Raw genomic sequence first — 21,725 nt, 5'->3', positions numbered from 1 at the left:
TCAGCGCCGCGACGGCCGGACCGTCGGTCGCAACGCATCAAGGGGCATGCCAAAGTGTAGCGCAGTTAGTCGACGGTGATGGAGGTGATGGCGGTGCGCCAATGCGAACGGAAACGGTTTCATTTCCATCCGTTGTCCATAATAACTAGTCGTTTACGATCGATACCAGGCTCTGATTGTTGCAAATTTGCTACAGCGAGGAAATAAACGTTCATAATCTGACTCATGCGTTTCATCGGCGCTTGCGTGATCGAATGAATGCGACCGAAACTGCCACGGTAAGAAACCCGGGAACAGGACGGGTGCTTCAGGGGGCAAATTATGAATGTGAAGAGCTTGTTAGGCGCCACGGCGCTAGTCGGTGTTCTCGCGGGTCTTCCAACCACGGTAACAGCCCAAACGTCAGCAACTGATCAAACAAGTCCAAGGCCGGATGCTACTCAGGTCCCAGATGATGCGAAAAATCCAATGGCTCCGTCAGCCGATGAGGCCGGCGCCAATACGAATGGCGATATCACGGTCACCGGCTCGCGCATTCGACGCGACGAATATTCCGTTGCAGAGCCGATCACCGTTATCGGCAAGGAAGAGATAACTCAGGCCGGCTTCAACAGCGCTGCCGACGCGCTGCAGAGCAACGCAGTTACGCAAGGTACTTCGCAGATTAATAACGCCTATGGAGGCTTTGTTACGGACGGAGGTACTGGCGCAAATACCCTAGGCCTGCGTGGCCTCGGGCCAGCCCGTACTCTCATTCTTTTGAATGGCCGGCGCCTTGCTCCCGGTGGATCACGGGGATCGGTCCTTGCGGCCGATCTAAATGTGCTTCCCACGGCAATCATTGATCGTATCGAGATTTTAAAGGCCGGCGCATCGTCGGTATACGGTTCTGACGCAATTGCCGGCGTCGTGAACATCATCACCGATAAAAAGCTGAAAGGTCTCCAACTCGACCTTCAAACTAACGTCCCACAGGTTGGAGCGGGTATCGATCGACGTGCTGCCGCAACGTTCGGTGTGCAAGCTGATCGTTTGAGCATTATCGGCTCCATCGAATACCGTAAGCGTGAGGCACTAGCTCGAAACGATGTGCCCTTCTTCAAGTGTCCAATTGGAGGATTTTTGGACGGCGAAGGCTCGGCGTTCGGGTCTGGCGATAACTTTTCCCCGGATGATCCGAGAGCATGTTTCACGCTTGATAACGGCGGTACAACGATCAACACGCTTGGCCTGCCAACCCGTAATGCCATTGGCCGTACCAGTGGCGTCGTTGGAAGGTTCAATCGCTTCGTTCCGGCTTCGGGAGTCACATCTGGCCCATTCCCGGGTTATTTAGGTGTTGGGAATTATGATCGGGACACTTTTGATCCGCAGCAAGAAAAAGAGCCGCTCATTACTGGTGTTAAGACATACACCGGCTACCTCTCGAGCACGTATAAGCTCGATATTTTAGGCCATGCCGAAGTCTACGCAGAACTGCTGGGGACACGCCGTAAATCTGGTTCGCCACTGTACCGACAGCTTTCGCTGGACTATTTGCAGGGTAGCCCGCTCCTTCCGGCAGACCTTCAAAATGGTCTGTTCGCCAATCCAACAGTAACGTCTAGTGGCAAAAATATCGCTGCGAGAGCTTTCATTGGTTACGGTTTGACATCGTCAAATCAAACAGTGGATTATGTCCGTGCTTCCGGTGGTGTTCGTGGCGACTTCTTTTTCCCAAAGTGGCGGTATGACGCCTATGTTGGCAAGTCTTGGAACGATGCACGTTATACCGCTGAATCGTTTCTTACCGACCGTCTTGCAAACTCGCTGAACGTCGTCGCAAACGCAAACGGAACATTTAGCTGCGCGAGCGCAGCATCCAACCCTACCTGCGTCGCTGCACCCGCTCTCAGCGCAGCCGTTATCGGCGGCAATCTACCAGCAGCATTTCGTAATTACATCGTTGCCAACACGATCGGAAATACAAAATTTCGCGAAACAACGTTCGCCTTCAATATCGATGGGCCATTGTTCGCACTTCCAGGCGGGGATATTCAAGTATCGCTGGGCGCAGAGTATCGTCGCCAAAGCATTAATGATCAACCGGATGCAAACTCGATCAATGGCAACCTGTTTGGCCTAACGGCAGCGACGCCAACTGTGGGCAAGGATAACGTGAAGGAAGGGTTTGGCGAAATCTTCCTACCGGTTCTCGCTGACAAACCGTTCTTTTACCGCCTGAATCTAACTGGTTCCGCCCGCTATACAGATTATGCATCCTACGGTTCGGACACGACGTACAAGATCGCTGGCGAGTGGGAGCCCTTCCGCGGCTTTGGCTTCCGGGGCAGCTATGGTACGTCGTATCGCGCACCGGCACTCGCGGAACAGTATCTTGGGTCAACCAGCGGCTTTCTTGGCTCAAACTCTGACCCATGCAGTGCTCTGCCGGTTGCCGGCGATCAATCGCCTAACCAGCAGATCGTGGCGCGCAATTGCGCAGCGATCGGATTGCCTGCGGACTTTGAGCAGCGAAGTGGTGTAACAACGTTCCGGGTGGGCGGCGCAGAAGCAGGTCTGAGCGCGGAAACATCAAAGAATTTGACCTTCGGCGCGGTCATCAGCCCGAAGCTACCGGACGCTCTAGGCTCAATATCGCTTTCGTTGGACTATTTCGATGTAAAGGTTGAGAACGGAGTTTCGGACCTTGACGCTGGTACCATTCTAAACCGTTGCTATTCAGCTGCTAACTTTGATCCTACCGCTGGGTTCTGCCGGTTTGTTACACGTGATGGCAACCAAGCACTTTCCGTTGTCAGCAGCTTCGTCAACCTCTCCGAGAATATCGTGAAGGGCTACGAATTTAACGGCCGATATGCCCACGATCTGTTGGGCGGGCGTTTCATTCTGAATGCCAGCGTTACTAAATATACCGAACAATCGACACGCCTTTTTCCCGAGGAGTTTCTCACGGATTCCAACGGCATTGTGACATCGCCTGATTGGACGGGTAACTTCGACGCTACATACACCTCAGGTGCGGTAACTGTACGGTACGGTCTCGACTGGATCGATGGCGATCATAGCAAGACGTACAAGTATTTCGCGTATGACAATCTTACAGGTATTAGCGATCCCGATTTAGTACAGTCGTATAAGGACAGCTACTATTTAGAAGCGAATGACTATTTTCTTCATTCGTTATCGGTACAGTTTAACGTTGAGAAAAAGTATCAGTTCACGGTCGGTGTGCGGAACATGTTCAATAAGGCCCCGCCCCGGATTAGCGCTATTGGCTTTACGACCATTGGCAATGCTCCACTATATTCCGGTTACGATTATGTCGGCCGGTCATTCTTTGCTAACGCGAACTTTAAGTTCTAAAGACATATTAGCCTTAGATGGAGGCCTTGAGCAATCGAGGCCTCCTGATATTTAACTTATTGATATAATAACGTACGTAGATGCACATATCACTGCTGGGCATAAGATATGACATTGTCTGTTTTCAAAGATTATCTCATAAAATCCGGTAGTTTTAACGTAGCCATTGTAGAAGATATCATAAATAGATATCCCAATCTCGACACTATGCTTTTGAGATACGGTATAAACGTTGTAAGATCTGCAAATGCCAAGTCACTTTTTGATGACGAGTTAAAGAGTGACATTGATCTGTTCATCATCTGTGAAGATGATGCTTCAATAGATAAGTTCGTCCTGATTAGGACACTGGCGTCATTGCCAAATTTTCCTGCGATATTGTTATACGGGGTGAACTCCGGCTACCCTTCCCGGGTTCTCGCACTCGACCTTGGGCTGGACGGGCACTTATCTTCCAATATAGACGCTTTGGAAATACTGGCTAGATCACGATCTTTGCTAAAAAAGACGGTCGGGCGTCATCAGTAATCTTGAATGTGCGAGATCTCTGGTACGGGAATCTCTAGTATATACGTTTAGTGGGCTACTATTCAATGCTGAGATGCTAAGTATCACATTTTCGAGTGGCAGCCACATTATGCTTTCAGCTACAGAAGTGAGGCTTTTAGTTCACTTTATTAAGCACAGAGGAATTCTGCAAACCCGAGATAAGTTGTATGAGGTGGGCACCGGTGGAAAAACATCGTGTAAAGTCCGCACTATTGATGTAACAATATCACGATTACGCAAAAAGCTATCCTATTCTGATAAGCAAAATGCTATTATACAGACTGTGCATGGAGGGGGTTACATATTTGTGCCATCCGTGGAAATAGTTAGCTCCAAAAAAACTTATTAGGTTGTTACGGCGGATCTTGTATTTCCCGATCACAATTCAAACAGCTGTCCCTTCGAGCTTGGACGTATCGGCCCGTCGCTGTCTCACTTATCATTGCTTCGTGGACCGCAGGCATCGCGCTAAGCCAGTCCTTTGCGATCTAGCGAGCCACCTCGCTCGGGCATATCGTCGCCCCGGGTGCGCGGCGCTCGAGCAGGACAGTGTCGCCGCCCTCGGAACGGTCATGCAGACTGTCTCGGCTCCTTTGAGAATACGAAGCACGGCGGGAATTGCACAAAAGGGCGATTGGGTCGACGGCGCCGCGGGATCAGCTCGACCTGCTACCGGCACATTCATCACCCGCATGTTCGCCGATTGCGTGGTGAACATGTAACTTAGCTCAAATGCGAACAGTGCCCGCTATCCCGGGTCCCGCCCAACAAGAACGGAAACGAACCAAAATCCGCTTGTCGATTATCAGTATGCAAAATATCGTTTACCAATACATTGCCGGGGGTGGAAGTGGTGGGTGAGGGGCGCCGATCGATACTGCAGAAGGATCGCGTTCTCACAGGTGCGACGATCCTACTAAGGTTGATGTTAGTCATGAACATCGTCCTGCTGGTGATGTTCACGGCGGCACTCGCGCTGTCCTGGCCACTCGGACACGCGCTTGCGCTCCGGCTTGGTGCGAAATACGGGCCGTCGCTCGATGTCGCGGACGCGGTGATGGCGATGCGGCTGATGGTCGTGCTGGGGATCGCTTCCGCGCTCGCAATCCATCCGATCCTCGCCAGCCTGCTCCGGATCGTCGCGACTGTGCAGGCAGGCGATCCGTTCGTCGACGCAAACGCCACGTTGCTCGGTCGGATCGGCGGGGCACTGCTGGTCCTTCAGTGCCTCGATCTAGTGCTGGGCGCGCTGATGCGCTGGATCGCCGCCCTCAAGCTCGACGCGATTGGTTGGAGCCCGTCGCTCGGCGGGTGGATCGCGGTCGTCATGATCTTTGTGCTGGCACGTGTTTTCCGGATTGGTGCACGGATGCGCGACGATCTAGCGACGACGGTCTGATGCCGGTCGCGGTCAGCCTGGACGACATGCTTTACAAGCGCCGCATGACGCTGACCGAATTGTCAGAGGCGGTCGATATCACGCTCGCCAACTTGTCTATCCTGAAGACGGGCAAGGCCAAGGCGATCCGCTTCACGACGTTGGAAGCGATCTGCCGGGTGCTCGAGTGTCAGCCCGGCGACCTACTGAGGGTGATCGACGAACCGTCGGACGTACCGACCGCGATGACAGAAACGGGGAAATAGAGAATGGACGCACTGGTTCTCGACGACGTAACGAAGCGGTTCGGCGAGCGGACGGCCGTCGACACACTGAGTTTCACTGTAAAGCCGGGCGAAATCTTCGGATTCTTGGGCGGCAACGGTGCGGGCAAGACCACGTCGCTGCGGATGGTGCTCGACATCCTGCGTCCGACATCGGGGCGGATCGCGGTGCTGGGCTGTCCGCCGGGGCGCGAGAATGCGGCTGAACTCGGCTTCATGCCCGAGGAGCGCGGGCTCTACCGCGGGATGTCGGCGATCGACACCGTCACCTATTTCGGCCGGTTGAAGGGCATGACGACCGCCGCGGCGCGCGCCAAGGGGCACGACCTGCTCGAGCGGTTCGGACTCGCCGGCTCGGCTAAGATGCAGATCGACAAGTTGTCGAAGGGCATGGCGCAGAAGGTCCAGCTTGCCGCCACCCTGGTAAACAGCCCGAAACTGCTGCTGCTCGACGAGCCGTTTTCGGGGCTGGACCCGGTCAACCAAGGATTGCTCGAAGACGAGATACTGGGTGCCGCGCGCGGTGGCGCGACGGTGATCTTTTCGACGCACGTCATGCAGCATGCCGAGCGGCTGTGCGATCGACTGCTGCTGCTGTCGCAGGGGCGCAAGGTGTTCGAGGGGGACGCAGCCCGAAGCGCGCGGCCGGTTGCCGGCACGGCTCGGGATCGTCTCGCGCGATACGCCGATGCGGTGCCCTGGCGTGGATCGCGCGGAGGAGGTCGCAACGGACCCGGACGGTTGGCGGACGTACGACGTGACGCTTGGCGACGGCATTGACCCGGCCGACGTCCTGCAATGCCTGACCGAACAGGGAATCGCGCTGCGCCGGTTCGACCAGCACCAGGTTAGCCTGCACGAGGTCTTCCTCCACCTCGTCGGTACCAATTCAGCCGATACGCAGGGGCAGCCGTCATGATCCACAACATCCTCCTCGTCGCGATGCGCGAGTTCCGGCAGATCACCGGCATGCGCAGCTTCTGGCTGACGCTGCTTATCCTGCCCATCGCGCTCGCAATTGGACCGATCGCCACCAAGCTGATGGGTTCCGACAAGGTTCAACGCGTGATGCTGATCGATCCCGAAGGCCGCGAGGCGATCGCGATCCGCGCGCGGCTCGACAGCGATCGGCAGCGGCGCATCCTCACCGCGCTATCACGGTATGCGCAACGCTACGATCTAGACCGGGCGGATCCCGCAGCGCTCTGGGCGCAGCACGACCGGCTTTACGACGATGCGGAGGTCGCAGCGTTCGTGAAGGCGGGCGGCATGCCGGCCGCGCTGGTGACGATGAAGCGTGTGACGACACCTGAAACGCCTGCCTTCGATCCGCCCGAGCAGGACTTCACGATCGTCTCGACCCCGCCGGTGATCGCCAAGGCCGACCCCGCAGCGCTCGATCGGCTGCTCAAGCCGCTGATTCAGCCCGGCGAGTTCGGCGACACGAAGGCCAAGCCGCTCGACTACGCAGTGTACATCCCGCGCGGGTTCGGGAAGAGTACGACTGCCGCGCGCCTCTGGTCGAGCGAACAGCCGACCGCGAACTTCGTCCAGTCACTGCAGTCGGTGCTGACGTTGCGGGTGCGCGCGGCATATCTACAATCGACCGGGCTCTCCTCCGACCAAGCCGGCGCTGCGACCACGCTGGTACCAGCGATTGCTATCTCGACGCCGGCACCGGGTGGCGGCCGCGAACGGATGCTGGTGCGTTCGATCGTGCCGTTGCTCAGCGCATACATTCTGCTGATGTCGCTGCTGCTGTCTGGCAACTGGATCCTCCAAGGGCTGGTCGAGGAGCGGTCGAACAAGTTGATCGAGACGGTGCTGGCTTGCATCAGCCCAGACGAACTGCTGTACGGCAAGCTTGCGGGGACGGTCGCGGTGGGGTTGACGATGGTCCTGGTCTGGGCGCTGTGCGCGGCAGGGGCTGCATTCGTCACGCAGGGCGCGGTCGGCACTTTCCTGCGAATGGCGATAGCCCCTCTCGCCTCGCCGTGGATCATCCTGGTGATGCTCTACTTCTTCCTGGCAGGCTATCTCATGGTCTCGATGATCCTTCTCGCGATCGGCGCGATGAGCGATTCAATGCGGGATGCACAGAGCTATCTGACGCCGGTGCTTATGGTCATCGCGATGCCGTTCACGGTTGTCGCGCAGGGGATTCTGTCAAACACTGGCGCCACCGCACTCAAAGTGCTGACCTGGATACCGCTTTACACGCCGTTCACGATGCTGGCGCGGCTCGGCGGAGGCGTGTCGGTGTGGGAAATCGTTGGCAGCGCGCTGACGCTCGCGCTTTTCATCGCGATAGAATTCGTCCTGCTCGCGCGCGTTTTTCGCGCCAGCTTGTTGAATGCGGGACAAAAGCCAAATCTCGCCGCGCTGGCGCGGCTGATGCGACGGGACCCCTCTTAAACGACTTTCACGTCCTGAAATTTTCCATACCGAAGGAGCTGCGATGCCGTTCAACCATTTCTCCCGCCTGTCGCTAGGCGTCGCCACACTAGCGCTGTCCGCGTCAGCACTGGCCCAGACCGCGCCACCGGCGGGCACGAGGTCAACGGCGCCGACCGGCACCCGCTACGGCACGTTCGGGATTGACCTAACCGCGGCCGACAAGGGCGTGAAGCCGGGCGACGATTTCTGGACCTATGCGAACGGCAGCTGGAACAAGCGTACCGAGATCGCTGCGGACCGCACGTCCGCCGGCGGTAGCGTGATCCTCGCCGACCAGGCCGAGCAGCAGGTTCGCACGATCCTTGACGATGCTGCGCGTGATCCGGCCGCGGTTGGCCCCGGTGCGAAGCAGTTCGGCGATCTCTACGCCAGCTTCATGGACGAGGCCGCGATCGAGCGCGCCGGTGCCGCGCCGCTAAAGCCGTATTTCGCCAAGATCGACGCAGCGAACGACAAGCAGAAGCTCCAGACCTTGTTCTCGACGGTCGGCTATGCCGCCCCAGTCGAGGTCGGCCAACTGCCAGATCCAGCTGATCCCAAGCGTTATGCGGTTGCCGCGGGGCAGGGCTCGCTCGGCATGGGCGGGCGTGATTACTACCTCGAACAGGGGCCCAAGTACGACACCTTTCGGATCGCGTACCGCGCCTATGTCGAGAAGATGCTGACGCTATCGGGTATCGCCGACGCGTCGGCTAAGGCTGACCGGATCGTCGCGCTGGAAACAGCGATGGCCAAGGTCCAGTGGTCGCCGGTGCAGTCGCGCGACCTCAAGGCCATGCTGAAGCCGATGGATGCTGCTGGCCGCAAGACGTTGGCGCCCGAGTTCGATTGGCCGTTGCTGCTGTCGACCGCGGGATACGGCAATTTTCCGATCGTCTACATGACCAATTCGACCGCGTTGACTGAGCTCGGCAAGCTGTTCGCCGCCACGCCCGTCGCGACGTGGCAGGACTGGATGAAATTCCGGCTCGCATCCGCCAGCGCGAGCATGCTGCCAAAGGCGTTCGACCAAGCAACGTTCGATTTCTACGGCAAGACGCTCGCGGATCAGCCGCAGCAGCGTGCACGTTGGAAACGCGGCATCGCGCTGGTCAACGGCACGATGGGCGAGGCCGTCGGCGAGGTCTATGTGAAGCGCCATTACCCGCCCGAGAGCGAAGCGAAGATGGGCGAGCTGATCGCCAACCTGCGCGCCGCCTACAAGGAGCGGATCGGCGCGAACGGCTGGATGGACCAGGCGACCAAGACCCAGGCGCTTGCCAAGCTTGCCGCGTTCGATCCGCGGATCGGTCATCCGGTGAAGTATATCGATTATGCGTCGTTGAACGTCGTGCGCGCCGATCCGGTCGGCAATGCGATGCGCTCGGGCGAGTTCCAGCATCGGCTCGACCTGTCGCGGCTTGGCAAGCCGGTCGATCGCACGCTGTGGGGCATGACGCCGCAAACCGTGAACGCCTATTACGATCCGCTCAACAACCAGATCACCTTCCCCGCCGCGATCCTGCAGCCGCCCTATTTCGATCCGAAGGCGGATGCGGCGGTCAACTATGGCGCGATCGGGGCGATCATCGGCCACGAAATGGGTCACGGCTTCGACGATCAGGGGAGCCAGTTCAGCGCGTCCGGTAAGTTCGAAAATTGGTGGACGCCCGAAGCGCGTGCTGCTTTCACGCAGCGTACGGCTGCGCTGTCCAAGCAGTATGACGCGTACGAACCAATTCCTGGCGTGCACGTGAAGGGTGCCCCTCACGCTCGGCGAGAATATCGGCGATCTAGGGGGGCGTCGAAACGGCGTATTCGGCGTACCAGAAATACCAGGCGGTGCACGGCAAGGCACCGGTGATCGGCGGGCTGACCGGCGACCAGCGGTTCTTCCTCGCCTATGCGCAGGCGTGGCAGGCGAAGTTGCGCGAGGGTGCGGCCCGCGCGCGCCTGCTCACTGATCCACACTCGCCGCCCTTCTACCGGGTCAACGGCATCGTTCGGAACGTCGACGCCTGGTACACGGCGTTCGGCGTGAAGCCTAGCGATGCGCTGTATCTTGCCCCCGCCGACCGGGTCCATATCTGGTGAACCTAAAGGGCGCGCAGCAACCCTGCGCGCCCTTTTCGACTACGGCAACGCGCCCGCGCCAACCGCGGCGAAAATTTCGCTTTCTGGTCATGTCGCGCAAGTCCTAGGTTTCGAACGTCTCGAATGTCGCTGCTTTTGCGACATTCGAGGCCGATAACGGCTGTGTCGCGTCGCAAAAGGGGGCAACGTCCAGAACGCCCAATTGCAGACATTCCGTTCCCGAGATAACTTACCGGCGTGGCGGCAAGGAGCGAAGGCGGTGAGGGTCGTAGATTGGGTGCGGGACCACAAGGCTAGGGTCAGGACCCATTGATCTGAGCGGCTTGATCTGATTCAGGCTCCGTGAGGAGACCGAGGATGAGCGACCTGTACTGGCTGACCGACGAGCAGATGGCGCGGCTCGAACCGTATTTTCCCAAGAGCCACGGCAAGCCACGGGTTGATGACCGGCGAGTGTTGAGCGGCATCGTTTTCGTCAACCGCAACGGGCTACGATGGTGCGATGCCCCTCGGGAGTATGGCCCACACAAGACGCTCTACAACCGGTGGAAGCGATGGGGCGAAAGGGGTGTCTTCCTCCGCATAATGGAAGGACTGGCGGCCGCGAGCGCCACGCCGAAGACGATCATGATCGACGCGACCTATCTGAAGGCGCACCGCACGGCGTCCAGCCTGCGGGTAAAAAAGGGGGCCTTGGGCGGCTCATCGGTCGCACCAAAGGCGGTATGAATACGAAGCTGCACGCCGTCACCGATGCAGAAGGCAGACCGCTCAGCTTCTTCATGACCGCGGGCCAGGTCAGCGACTACACCGGCGCTGCCGCGCTGCTTGATGATCTACCCAAGGCGCAGTGGATGCTGGGCGACCGCGGCTATGACGCAGACTGGTACAGGGACGCCCTTCAGGCAAAGGGCATAACGCCCTGCATTCCGGGGCGAAAATCCCGGATCATCCCCGTCAAATATGACAAGCGCCGCTACCGAAGCCGGAGCCGTATCGAGATTATGTTCGGTCGTCTGAAGGACTGGCGCCGCGTCGCTACCCGCTACGATCGATGCCCGACCGTCTTCTTTTCCGCTATCGCGCTCGCCGCCACCGTCATCTTCTGGCTCTAATCAATGAGTCGTGACCCTAAGGTGCGCGGTCGCGAGATAGACTGGCTTGTGGGTCATGCCGATCGCCTCGAGCGGCACAAACCAGGCTGGCGGCGAAGCGGAAGGCCTCGGCCGTCGCGCCAGACGTGAATCTCGGTATCCGACCAGACGCCACTCGTACGGAAAAACCGGATCAGCAAGCGCCACGACAGCTATCAGAACGCAGCAGAAAACGTATGCGCCCCTCGGGTGCACCGCGAAGCGAAGCTTAGTGTCTCACCGTTGTGCCGGGTATTGCGTCTTTAACAGCTGTTTCGTTGGTAATACGTCATTACGTTGTCAGACGGTAAAGCGTTGGCCGATTAGGCCAACTCCGTCTGTTCGCAGAATAAATGAATCTATCAGCGGTTGACCATTTTTTTGAGACTCTTCCCTTTCGATCGCTGTGGCGAGACTGAGCATGATGCGGCGCAGGCCCGCCTCTTCGAAATCCTCGGTCGCGACCTGCCGCGGCGACCGCCAGAGCCGCATGGCGGCGATTGCCTCGATCCGATCGACCTCGCCTTGAACTACATCGTCGGGGAGCGGTACAGGTCGCATCTTGCGTGGCAGAAACCTGACGAAGCAGTCGGGGAAGCGCATCCGATAGACATTCGATGTCTGCTCGTTCTTGGTCTTCGGCCGATCGGCGGTCGGCTTGATCGGGACGCATCTGCGCTGCTTATCCAATAGGCCGACCGCGGCCAGGTTCTTAAGGGCACGGTGGACCGTCGCGCGCGATCGCCCGCTTTTCTGCTCGATCCACTCCCACGTCGGGAACACCTTGCCGGCGCAGGTCCGGGCCAGTTCGAGCAGTACCTTGAGGATCTTCAGAGCCCCTGGAGTTAGCAGCATTATGCGTCGCTCGTCCGGGGTGAGGACGCGCCCCTCTGCCTTGGCGCTTCGTCGGATTGCGTTCTTCTGGTCCTCGAGCTCGGCCGCACGGGCGTAGATCCGATCGGTCTCGCCTTTTGCGTAGCTGTAGAAGAAATCGTCTTCGAACGTGCCGGCGAGCCGGCTGTTCGGGTGGACCTTGCCGCGGGTGGGATTAGGCCCGCCTGATCGTGCGTGGGTCTGAGTTATCGTTATGCGCTCGAGCGCCATGAAGCTCGCGCGTGCGACTGATACGGCTTGCATCTTTCATCCCCTTTTGGGGCTGGGACCGGGCAAAGAAATGCCGTGGCGCAAAGCGCGCATCCTTGAACCGAAGCTCGAAAGTCGCTATGTGAAGGTCGTTAAATGGACCCGTGGAAGCCCTGCAAGGCTCTCACATTAAGACTTCTGGGATGCCCGGCCATTGCGCCGGGCTTTCCTTTATGTGGTCACAGCCCGCACCCTGTCTCGCCAGTCGCGTCGTGCAACCAGTCCAAATTTGATTGTGGCTAAAGCGACGGCTTTGCGAAACAGCTAGTGTTCGTGTTTTCGCCGACCGAGGTACGAATAAGTTCGTGCTTTCGCCGACCGTTGCTGGCGCGGTTCGTGCTTTTGACGACCGAGATTCGTGCTTTCGCCGACCCAAGTTCGTGCTTTCACCGACCGATTGAAATGGACTCCGAACCCGATTCGCAGCAGCTATGAGAAGGGTGTTAAGCGGCTGCGACCAGTGCGCGTGGGGTAATCTTGACGCGAGCAGCACCTGCATTGCGTCGCGCGCGGCCGCTGGCCGGTGTTACGGGAGCGTCCACTAGGTCGAACGCGTAGCCGGGAATGACATCTTCGTCGGCGATACGTTTCAACTCGAAGCGAAAATGCTTGAGGGAGCTTTGGTAGCCGAGCTGCAGGCGAAGCTCATCGAGGTCGACGTCGATCGGACCTATGACACAGGCGGAACGCGCCACTTCATACAGGCGTCGTTCGACCGGCCCGAGCTGAAAATAGCTGGGCGCGTAGTCGAGGACACGACGGTCGCGAAGGATGGCGCGGTAAAGCCAGTCGCAGAGGCGTACCTTCACGGCCTTCAGTCGCTTAACGCCCGTTTTCGTCTTCGAGTAATGGAGTTGGGCTTCCGACAGCCATGAGAAGAAACCGGCCTGGCCCTCGCCGCCAGCTTCGATATTCGTCTTGATCTGCGTACCCTGTAGGCGCTCCAGAGCGTCTGACAGTCGAGAATAGGACCGGGCGGAGCCGCTGATCCCAGTAATCCGGAATAGATCGTGCGCCGTGAAATAGAACTCTTGTGACACGCCCACACCGGCCTCGAGCTTGGCCACCATCAAGCTGGCGATGTAGAGAAGCACTTCCTTGTCGTAGATCGTCGCGACGCCTTTAGAGGTGGCGACGATTTCGATCGAGACGGATTCATTCCGATAGGCGAGCGGCTTCGTCCACTTGCCCTTGCTGAGGGCAAAAAACGGGAACGCCATAAGGGATTGTTCGCCCCGGACCTCGGTTAGGAGGGGGCTGTCGAGCGAGAACAGGTCGCCTTGTGGTCTTGCTAGGCTCATGCCTCGCTCCCTGACACCGGGCAATCGGTCGGCGAAAGCACGAAGATTGGGTGTTGAGGACGATGATAGGCCTGAGCGTGGCGGTAATCGAGTGCGAAAGTTCGTGCTTTCGCCGACCGTTTCCAGTTTGGCCTGTCCACCTTCGTGCTTTCGGCGACCGTTCAAGCGGAGGGCTAGTACGCATCATGGTTGGCGACGCCTTGGATATAAAGCCGACATCCACTAGGGTGCATAAAGTGGACACGGACTCGTGGTGTGGATCGGCGCCGAAAGCGGAACCCCGCTCTAAGCGAGACAACTACCTGTAATCCTTTGGAAGCCGTGGGTTGTGAGGGGTGCTGATTGGGATCCTTGGCTATGCAAAGCTTCGAGGCAAATTCATTAGCTTACGAGACTTTGCCGGGGTCCCACCTTCGGCGCCGATCCACACGTAATCGACTTGATAGGGGCAATCTACGGAATTCCCACTTCCCCTCCTGATAATGACTTTCATCATTTTCGACATGGATGCGAAGACCTTCGCGAAAGCGGTAACGATCCTGCTCTTTGTGGTGGGCTCACTGCTCGCGGTCGACGAGATGTTAAGCCACCGTACAAGGATTGACCGGACGTGGAACGTGACGCGTCGTGGTTCCCTCGATATCGTGATGGGCCTTTGTAAGATTGTTTCAGCGGCTTCTGGTTTTTGGCTCGTGGTGATCGGTCTAGGATTGTGACAACTCAGTCAGTGCTAGCATATGTTAGATTGAGCTAGCTTGTTGAAAGTTACGAGAAAAATCTGTGGCCTAGCCGATGCTAGCGAAAGCTAGGATATGCTACCTTACTATAGTGCGTGCTAGCCTTAGATAGAATATTATAGGATACGATAGCATAGCATAGGGTATTGTTCGATAGCGTAGCTTACGCTACGACGCTGTAGGATATTGATGCGTAGCACATGCTAGCCAATGCTATCAGGAGGGGCTAATGGCCGTTGTGACGTTTGCGAACTCGAAAGGCGGATCGGGTAAGACTACCTCCGCCTTGATCTTGGCATGCGAGCTAGCGGAGCACGCCAGCGTCTGCTTGATTGACGCAGACCCTAGGCGACCGCTGACGACCTGGTCGACGCTCCCGGGGAAACCCAAGCGTTTGACGGTAGTAACGAACGCATCCGAGAAAACGATCTTGGACGAGATCGATGCTGCGAGCGCTGACAACCAGTTCGTGATTGTCGATCTCGAGGGAACGGCATCACGCCTGACGAGCTATGCAATCAGTCAGTCGGACTTGGTTGTGATCCCGATGAAAGAGCAACAGCAAGATGCGCTGGCGGCTATCGACGTCATCCAAGAGATCAAGCGCGACATGAAAGCGGTGCGGCGTGATATCCCGTTTGCGGTGCTTTTTTACACAGACCCGCGTCGTTGCGAAGTCGCGTACAGCTCGCTTCGTATCAGGGCAATTTAAGGCAAACGAGAAAACACCCGTATTTGCCACCGAGATCCACGACCGTGATGCCTATTCAGCGCTGTTTTCAGTTGGTGGTGGCCCGCGTGGCTTGTCCTCAAAAGACGTTAACAATGTGGAGGCCGCAGTCAGGAACGCGGCCGACTTTGCGGCCGAGGTCGTAACCATGCTGCGCTACTATAGCGCAGGTCTGAAGAGGGTAGCATGACGGACTCCGCGCGTAAGGCACTTGACTTTGGGAGCCTAGATGACTTTCAGCCAAGTCGACCGACCGCACGGCCAGAGGCAACGGCGGACGAGCAGCGTCGGGTTGTTGATCGAGCGTCCGCATTTCCCAGCCGTGAAGCTGACGCAGAAGGGCAGCTGAACATTCGCGCGCCAAACGATATGCTCACGCGCTTTAAGGCGGCTGCCAAGAAGGAACGGTACACCTATGGCGCCTTTCTCGAAATTCTGCTCGATCACTACGAAAAGGGCTGAGAAGTAGGAAGCCAGCGCTGATCCCGATGACCTTGCGTCGCCGGGGCAGAGGCTGGCTTTCGTTAGTTCGACGCCGCGCGTTGCTGCATCTGCGTGGTAGCGATAAGTGTAATTCCTGCTACTACAAAGCACTGCAGAAAATGCTGCTGTAGTGGATGCGGAACAGTGATTGTCGATGTGCCGACCGGGTAAGTTTCACACCGCCGGCGTCCTCAAGCTCTACCTCGCGCGGAAGATCACCAGCGGCGCACGACAGGCCCCTCAGAATCGCAGCAGCCTCGGACGACGAGGGGATCTAGGCCTACGGGCATAGCGTCCAACCCGAATTGGCCAACCCCTACAGCATCATCCAGCAAGGGATGGAAATGGCGCTGAAAGGCCGAATCGCTACGGGTCAAGGGCAGGGGCCTTTGCCAAGACGCGGACAGACAGATCACCACCCTTTGGCATCAGCCAGAGAGCCGACCGTCGTTGAAAGCACGAAGTCATCGGCGCAGGTCAGGACCGCCGAGGCTTGGGCTATCGGATATGCTCAAGCTTTAAGTTCTTGACCTTCGCCTTCTTCCATTCGCGATCGGCGGTGAGGGCAGGGACTCCCAGCTGCACAGCGAGAGCGAGACAGGATCGGTCACCTAGGGTCACGACTCATTGATTAGAGCCAGAAGATGACGGTGGCGGCGAGCGCGATAGCGGAAAAGAAGACGGTCGGGCATCGATCGTAGCGGGTAGCGACGCGGCGCCAGTCCTTCAGACGACCGAACATAATCTCGATACGGCTCCGGCTTCGGTAGCGGCGCTTGTCATATTTGACGGGGATGATCCGGGATTTTCGCCCCGGAATGCAGGGCGTTATGCCCTTTGCCTGAAGGGGCGTCCCTGTACCAGTCTGCGTCATAGCCGCGGTCGCCCAGCATCCACTGCGCCTTGGGTAGATCATCAAGCAGCGCGGCAGCGCCGGTGTAGTCGCTGACCTGGCCCGCGGTCATGAAGAAGCTGAGCGGTCTGCCTTCTGCATCGGTGACGGCGTGCAGCTTCGTATTCATACCGCCTTTGGTGCGACCGATGAGCCGCCCAAGGCCCCCCTTTTACCCGCAGGCTGGACGCCGTGCGGTGCGCCTTCAGATAGGTCGCGTCGATCATGATCGTCTTCGGCGTGGCGCTCGCGGCCGCCAGTCCTTCCATTATGCGGAGGAAGACACCCCTTTCGCCCCATCGCTTCCACCGGTTGTAGAGCGTCTTGTGTGGGCCATACTCCCGAGGGGCATCGCACCATCGTAGCCCGTTGCGGTTGACGAAAACGATGCCGCTCAACACTCGCCGGTCATCAACCCGTGGCTTGCCGTGGCTCTTGGGAAAATACGGTTCGAGCCGCGCCATCTGCTCGTCGGTCAGCCAGTACAGGTCGCTCATCCTCGGTCTCCTCACGGAGCCTGAATCAGATCAAGCCGCTCAGATCAATGGGTCCTGACCCTAAACGCCAGAGCGGCGCGAACGGCTCCGGCTTTGAGCGCTTTTGGTCATCCCAAGTTTTTTCAAAAAAGATCTTCTCGGGACGGCGTTACGTGCACTCCGTCAGAGCTATATCCAAAACGCACCGGGGCAAACTGGTCGAATCGACTATGTAGATAACCGCGATAAGTATGGCAGGAGAGCCCCCCGGCTCACCTAAATCGCCTGTCTGAACTTGATGCCCTCGACCACTGAGCTTTCACCTCAGCTGGGGAGAGCCAAAGATATAGCTTGTCTCTTAGTTGGGACAGCCGCGACCTCGTTGGCAATTTGCACCGCGCTTTCCAGAAGTTGCGCAGCGGGGCGTCCGTAGAGAAAAACCTTGACCAAGCTGACAACCCAGCTGCCGTAGGCAAATTGCCTGTGCCTCGGTCTCGATGCCTTCAGCAACGACCACTTTCCCGAGGCCACGACCCAAACCAATAATGGCGGTCACGATAGCCGTCGCTCCGCCGTTGGGTTGATCCATGCCGGATACGAAGGAGCGATCGATCTTGATGCGGTCTACCGTCACTCGACGAAGATGAACGAGAGAGGCATATCCCGTCCCGAAGTCGTCGAGGGCAATGCATACTCCGGCGTCATGTAGCATCTGCAGGTTCGCAAGGATGCTATCTGCCGCACGATCGAGCATCACCCCTTCCGTAACCTCGATACAAAGTGACTCTGCGGAGACCCCATAGTGGGCCAACCGGTCGAGCACCTGCTTGCCTGCATGCGGTCCTGTCAGCTGAGCCGAGGTGAAATTGACGCTAAGCACCCCGATTTGATCAGCGTGCTCGCGCAACTGGTGCAAAGCAAGTTCCAGGACGTGCTCTTGAATACGCAGTCCGATCCTCTCCGCTACAAGCACATCCGCGAAACGATCCGGCGTCATAAGGCCGTATTGAGGATGATTCCAGCGCAGCAAAGCTTCATAACCACAGACGGTTCCAGTAGCGAGTGACACGATCGGCTGCATGTACAGCCGGAATTCACCTCGCTTCAGAGCGGCTTCGGCATCGAGAGTAAACCCGGTTTGGAGGTCGCGCAACGCACGATGTAGTGGATCGTAGCGGCAGTATCGCGCCCGGCCTAGGCGCTTTGCAGTGTAAAGTCCGAGATCAGCGTTCTGAAAGAGTATATCCACCGCTTTGCCGTCGTCCGGAAAGCGTGCGGAGCCGACACTGAGCGAAATTCTACAATTCTCATCTGCATGGTTCCAAGTCTCGCCTTGCAGGGCAGCGATCGCGCTAGCAAGCGCGCTCTCCGCAGAGAGATCGCCTGGGCACAGAATTGCAAACTCGTCGCCCCCGACCCGAGCGACGAGAGCGTCCTGCAACTGGCCGGCCGTAGCCGAAAGCGCCGACGCTACACAACGAAGCAGGGCGTCTCCGCCGGCATGACCCAAATGGTCATTGGCGGCCTTAAGAAAATCTACGTCGACCAAGAACAAGCCGAATGGCGTGCCGCTGGAAACGAATGCATGCGCTTTCTCGTGAAAGGCGGAGCGGTTGCCAAGCCCCGTCAGGAAATCAGTCTCTGCCGCGGTCCGCAGCGTTTCCGCCTCTGTAATGGCAATCTCGCGACGTCGATGCGCGAGTTCAAGTTCACCTCGCATCAGGTGAAACCGGTCTGCGATGGCAAGCGACAATATCAGCGCCTCGAACGCGAGCGCCGCGAAAGTCGCCATGTCTACGGCATCGCTTTGGGGTAGGAAACCAAGGTTGCGTGCGAGCCGCGCCAGAAACACGCAGATCACTGGTCCCCAGCCAATCAGATAGAACCAGATCACGCGGCTGCCGCGCCGAACAGCAATCCAGCACGAGCCCGCTATAATCACGCCTGTGGCCGCAATCACATAATTGAGCAGCCGATCGGTCAGAACGACAGGAAGCCACATGTCCGCTGCGGCCATCAATCCAAGCACAGCTCCCGCACCTGAAAGCAGGCGACCAGCGGTAACCAGAGGCTGCGGCAGGATGCCTTCTTCGATTACGGCAAAAAAGAACATGTTGCCGGCCGCGACCATCAGGCCAATGAGCACAAAGTCCAACCGAACCACCAACGGGCCGACAAGACCCGGGACGACAAATGCAGCAACGTTCGTCCATGTCAGCCCATAGGCGAGAGCCACGGCGACCCAAAGGAGGTACCAACGTTGAAACGCATGGCGTTGCCCCGTATGGATAACGGCGTTGTAGAGCAGCGCCGATAGAAGCGTTCCGGCAAACATCCCCATGAGCAGCAACCATGTCGTGTCATCGGGGGATGTCGCCGAGCTGGGCGTCGCGACAATCTTCCGCATGAGCGAGATGTCGTCGAGGTGGCGAAATCCAAGGTAAAGACCGTGAACGTCGTGACCGGGCGGCTCTATCGTAAATTTCCAGTAAGCCACCGGGCGACCAGTGGTCCCTCAGCTCGGAATGCATCATGGTTTGACGTGTTGCGCCACTCTTGCTGGTAACCAACACTGCGATCCGGTCGAACCGAGTCTGATCGACCAACAACTTCCAACCAGGCGGAAGACTGTTCAGGCGGGAAGCGTCCAGACGCAGCCACAACCAATCGCCGCCGTCGGTCGGCGCGTCGGCGCCGCAGCGGTAGCTTGCAGCTACCACCGCCGTATCCGTAGCAATGTCGGCAAGTTTCGTAGCACAGGTTGCTTGACGCAAGTCAACGCCTGCCGCCGACGCCGTCCGCGGCATTAAGCTTAGAACGAGAACCAGCAATCCAAGCCACATACTCTTAGATTCCGATGCCACTATCGCGGCCCCCACTGCCGATTAGCTCAAGGACGCGATAGCGCCGATACCCTAACAAGCGCGATCCATTTCTTCGGTTGAACGGCACGGCCACACCGCTTGCATGCCAAGCCCACAATGTGCGCAACTCGATCGATGCTTGGGGCCTGATAACTGCAGACAACCGTACGAATTTCCAGTCTGCAAAGCCAGACGCGTTTTCTACCAGATCTACGGGGGGCAATGCAGTTACATTTCGTAGCGGCCACCGAAATCGTGGCGACGACAGAAGGCCGCGCCATCGCGGACTAGTGTTTATGATTGAAGCTGGTGGCTGTTCCCAGAAGCCGCTAAGCCAATCTGGCCCGCTGTCGACCTTGCGATATTGATCTGACCACTAAAAGTAGTGGCGCAGAGCACAGTGCGCGCCCCTCTACGGGACATTTGGCGATCAAGGAAGCGGCGAGCGCGAGCAGTCCAAGCATCGTTCATGGCCTTTGCATTTTGCATAATGCCTTTTCTAGGCTTTGACGATCAGGCGCTGATCGGCGGGATCCACACTCAGGTCATGCCACCTTCGCAAACCGCAGAAGATCGATCATTGAGAACTGCTCGTTCTGATGATTGGTGTTAATTGTTTTTAGAAACGGTTGCCAGTCAGGCTCCTGTGAAAGGTAGGAGGAACGATCCCCTTCGATCAAGCCGAGGAAAACTTCTGCAATGATCCGGCCGCCAACGGGGCCAAGCTGCTCGCCGCTCTCCAGAGACTCGGCTTCCTGAAGAACGTAGAACCAGAGCGGGGTGTTGTCGTCGAGCCCCCAAGGGGCGAGCTTCGAGAGCATGTCCTTTGACAGGGGTTCCAGCTTCATTGCCTTTGCCACCCGCTGTCCGGAGGGCAGGGAGAAGGTGAGGTGTCGCAGCAGGTTACGCTGGGCGAGGGATGAGGGATTTCCAACGGGATTGACTTGGCCCACGACCGTCGAAGGCAAGCGAAACAGGGCTGTCGACAGGGTCGTGTCGATCTTCTTGTTCGGTTTCACGTTGTTATCGCCGAAATCAAAGAAAGTCGGCCAGTCGATAAAACGCCTAGCAGCCCGCACTGAGCCCGACAGATCATCCGGGTCACCTGCTGGTGTCGCCGTCTCGCGAAAGATCATGGCGAAGAACGGGCTGCCATCCGGGTTGCCTGCGAAGTTGGCACGGTAGGAGGGACGCACCTGACTGTGTCCGAAGCGGTAGGCTCCAACCGCGAACTCCACCGGTATGTAGGGCTCGTTGCGCCACTTATAAAACTTTCTCCCGTTGATCAGAATGTCGTCCACGACTGCGTTGCCGCACGTTTTGCGCAGGAACTCGTGGATGATAATCCACTGATAGTGCCACCGGACGATGCGCTGAGCCTCTGGAAAGACGTCGCCGCCCGTCAGGCCTAGCTCGTCGCGGACATAGTCGACGACAGCATTGTGGAAACATAGGAACGCGACCTGTAGCTGGGAGATGATAAGGTTCTCATCATCACGAGGATCACCGATCAGCGCGACCATCTGATTGTTGCGGGGAACATCGAACTTGTTCGGCGTGCCAGTTTCCTCGAGAAGAAACTTGTCGCCGTCGGTGCGGTCGTAGAGGTGTGGGCTTCCGCCAGGTCCGCTTCCGTAAACGTTATCGAGCGCGAGAGACGGCGTACGGAAGTTGGCGATGTGCTCTGGATCCGCCTGTCGCTCAAGGCTAGAGGTCGGGTCGAACGTCATATCGTGATCAAGGAATTGGCCCAGAAAGGTCATACCAGCGGACAGCTTCGGGTTGTTCGTATTCCGGGCTGAAAGGTTCAGATCGATGATGAGGTCGACCGGGTCTGCACTAAGATCTTCCTGCGCATC

The 21,725-nt window shown here is 57.9% G+C and carries 16 protein-coding genes and 1 pseudogene; 12 read left to right on the top strand and 5 right to left on the bottom strand.

Going from position 1 to position 21,725, the window contains the following annotated elements:
• Nucleotides 1-321 precede the first annotated feature (321 nt).
• From NHF48_RS23290 to NHF48_RS23255, 10 genes are all read left to right on the top strand, one after another.
• Complete coding sequence (locus NHF48_RS23290) at nt 322-3,366, top strand: TonB-dependent receptor domain-containing protein (protein WP_253072787.1); 3,045 nt, start codon at nt 322-324, stop codon at nt 3,364-3,366.
• Between the two features lie 601 nt (nt 3,367-3,967).
• Nucleotides 3,968-4,264 (top strand): helix-turn-helix domain-containing protein, encoded by a 297-nt coding sequence (locus NHF48_RS26370; RefSeq protein WP_446741242.1) that lies wholly within the window; start codon nt 3,968-3,970, stop codon nt 4,262-4,264.
• Between the two features lie 576 nt (nt 4,265-4,840).
• The gene (locus tag NHF48_RS23285; RefSeq protein WP_263817118.1) at nt 4,841-5,314 is read left to right on the top strand and encodes a DUF2975 domain-containing protein; all 474 of its coding nucleotides are present in this window, start codon (nt 4,841-4,843) and stop codon (nt 5,312-5,314) included.
• On the top strand, nt 5,314-5,559 hold the full coding sequence (locus NHF48_RS23280; protein ID WP_253072785.1) for a helix-turn-helix domain-containing protein: 246 nt from the start codon (nt 5,314-5,316) through the stop codon (nt 5,557-5,559). The genes NHF48_RS23285 and NHF48_RS23280 overlap by 1 nt, the downstream gene beginning before the upstream one ends.
• Before the next feature lie 3 nt (nt 5,560-5,562).
• On the top strand, nt 5,563-6,357 hold the full coding sequence (locus tag NHF48_RS23275; protein WP_253072784.1) for an ABC transporter ATP-binding protein: 795 nt from the start codon (nt 5,563-5,565) through the stop codon (nt 6,355-6,357).
• Entirely contained in the window at nt 6,335-6,496 is a 162-nt protein-coding gene (locus tag NHF48_RS23270; RefSeq protein WP_253072783.1) for a DUF4162 domain-containing protein, read from the top strand. Before NHF48_RS23275 ends, NHF48_RS23270 begins: the two co-directional genes overlap by 23 nt.
• Nucleotides 6,493-7,992: an ABC transporter permease gene (locus NHF48_RS23265; protein ID WP_253072782.1), complete on the top strand. Its 1,500-nt coding sequence runs from the start codon at nt 6,493-6,495 to the stop codon at nt 7,990-7,992. Before NHF48_RS23270 ends, NHF48_RS23265 begins: the two co-directional genes overlap by 4 nt.
• Before the next feature lie 43 nt (nt 7,993-8,035).
• Complete coding sequence (locus NHF48_RS23260; RefSeq protein WP_342454789.1) at nt 8,036-9,877, top strand: M13 family metallopeptidase; 1,842 nt, start codon at nt 8,036-8,038, stop codon at nt 9,875-9,877.
• Nucleotides 9,856-10,107 carry a M13-type metalloendopeptidase gene (locus tag NHF48_RS25590; RefSeq protein ID WP_342454787.1) on the top strand — a complete coding sequence of 84 codons (252 nt, stop codon included), beginning with the start codon at nt 9,856-9,858 and terminating at the stop codon, nt 10,105-10,107. The genes NHF48_RS23260 and NHF48_RS25590 overlap by 22 nt, the downstream gene beginning before the upstream one ends.
• 357 nt (nt 10,108-10,464) lie before the next feature.
• Nucleotides 10,465-11,222 (top strand): IS5 family transposase gene (locus NHF48_RS23255; RefSeq protein WP_253072781.1). Its coding sequence is split into 2 segments (ribosomal slippage): nt 10,465-10,786 and nt 10,786-11,222, totalling 759 coding nucleotides; the frame shifts between segments, so codons are not numbered across the junction.
• Nucleotides 11,223-11,540: 318 nt separating this feature from the next.
• On the opposite strand, the gene NHF48_RS23250 is transcribed toward NHF48_RS23255, so the two are convergent.
• On the bottom strand, nt 11,541-12,377 hold the full coding sequence (locus tag NHF48_RS23250) for a helix-turn-helix domain-containing protein (RefSeq protein ID WP_253072780.1): 837 nt from the start codon (nt 12,375-12,377) through the stop codon (nt 11,541-11,543).
• A gap of 449 nt (nt 12,378-12,826) precedes the next feature.
• The gene (locus NHF48_RS23245) at nt 12,827-13,684 is read right to left on the bottom strand and encodes a replication initiator protein A (RefSeq protein ID WP_253072779.1); all 858 of its coding nucleotides are present in this window, start codon (nt 13,682-13,684) and stop codon (nt 12,827-12,829) included.
• A gap of 482 nt (nt 13,685-14,166) precedes the next feature.
• On the opposite strand from NHF48_RS23245, the gene NHF48_RS23240 reads away from it, so the two are divergent.
• Together NHF48_RS23240 and NHF48_RS23235 are read left to right on the top strand one after the other, a co-directional pair.
• Nucleotides 14,167-14,400: a hypothetical protein gene (locus tag NHF48_RS23240; RefSeq protein WP_253072778.1), complete on the top strand. Its 234-nt coding sequence runs from the start codon at nt 14,167-14,169 to the stop codon at nt 14,398-14,400.
• A 250-nt stretch (nt 14,401-14,650) separates the two neighbouring features.
• The gene (locus NHF48_RS23235) at nt 14,651-15,133 is read left to right on the top strand and encodes a ParA family protein (RefSeq protein WP_263817115.1); all 483 of its coding nucleotides are present in this window, start codon (nt 14,651-14,653) and stop codon (nt 15,131-15,133) included.
• A 1,132-nt stretch (nt 15,134-16,265) separates the two neighbouring features.
• On the opposite strand, the pseudogene NHF48_RS23230 reads toward NHF48_RS23235, so the two are convergent.
• The 3 genes and pseudogenes from NHF48_RS23230 to NHF48_RS23220 all read right to left on the bottom strand — a co-directional run.
• Nucleotides 16,266-17,023: pseudogene (locus NHF48_RS23230) on the bottom strand (IS5 family transposase).
• A 337-nt stretch (nt 17,024-17,360) separates the two neighbouring features.
• Complete coding sequence (locus tag NHF48_RS23225) at nt 17,361-19,499, bottom strand: putative bifunctional diguanylate cyclase/phosphodiesterase (RefSeq protein ID WP_253072776.1); 2,139 nt, start codon at nt 19,497-19,499, stop codon at nt 17,361-17,363.
• Nucleotides 19,500-20,411: 912 nt separating this feature from the next.
• The coding region (locus NHF48_RS23220) for a peroxidase family protein (protein WP_263817114.1) at nt 20,412-21,725 on the bottom strand (1,314 nt) is incomplete at its 5' end.

It is taken from the genome of Sphingomonas sp. H160509 (genome assembly GCF_024124765.2).
In the GTDB taxonomy this organism is placed as follows: domain Bacteria; phylum Pseudomonadota; class Alphaproteobacteria; order Sphingomonadales; family Sphingomonadaceae; genus Sphingomonas.
This window is presented reverse-complemented; position numbering and strand designations above follow the sequence as displayed.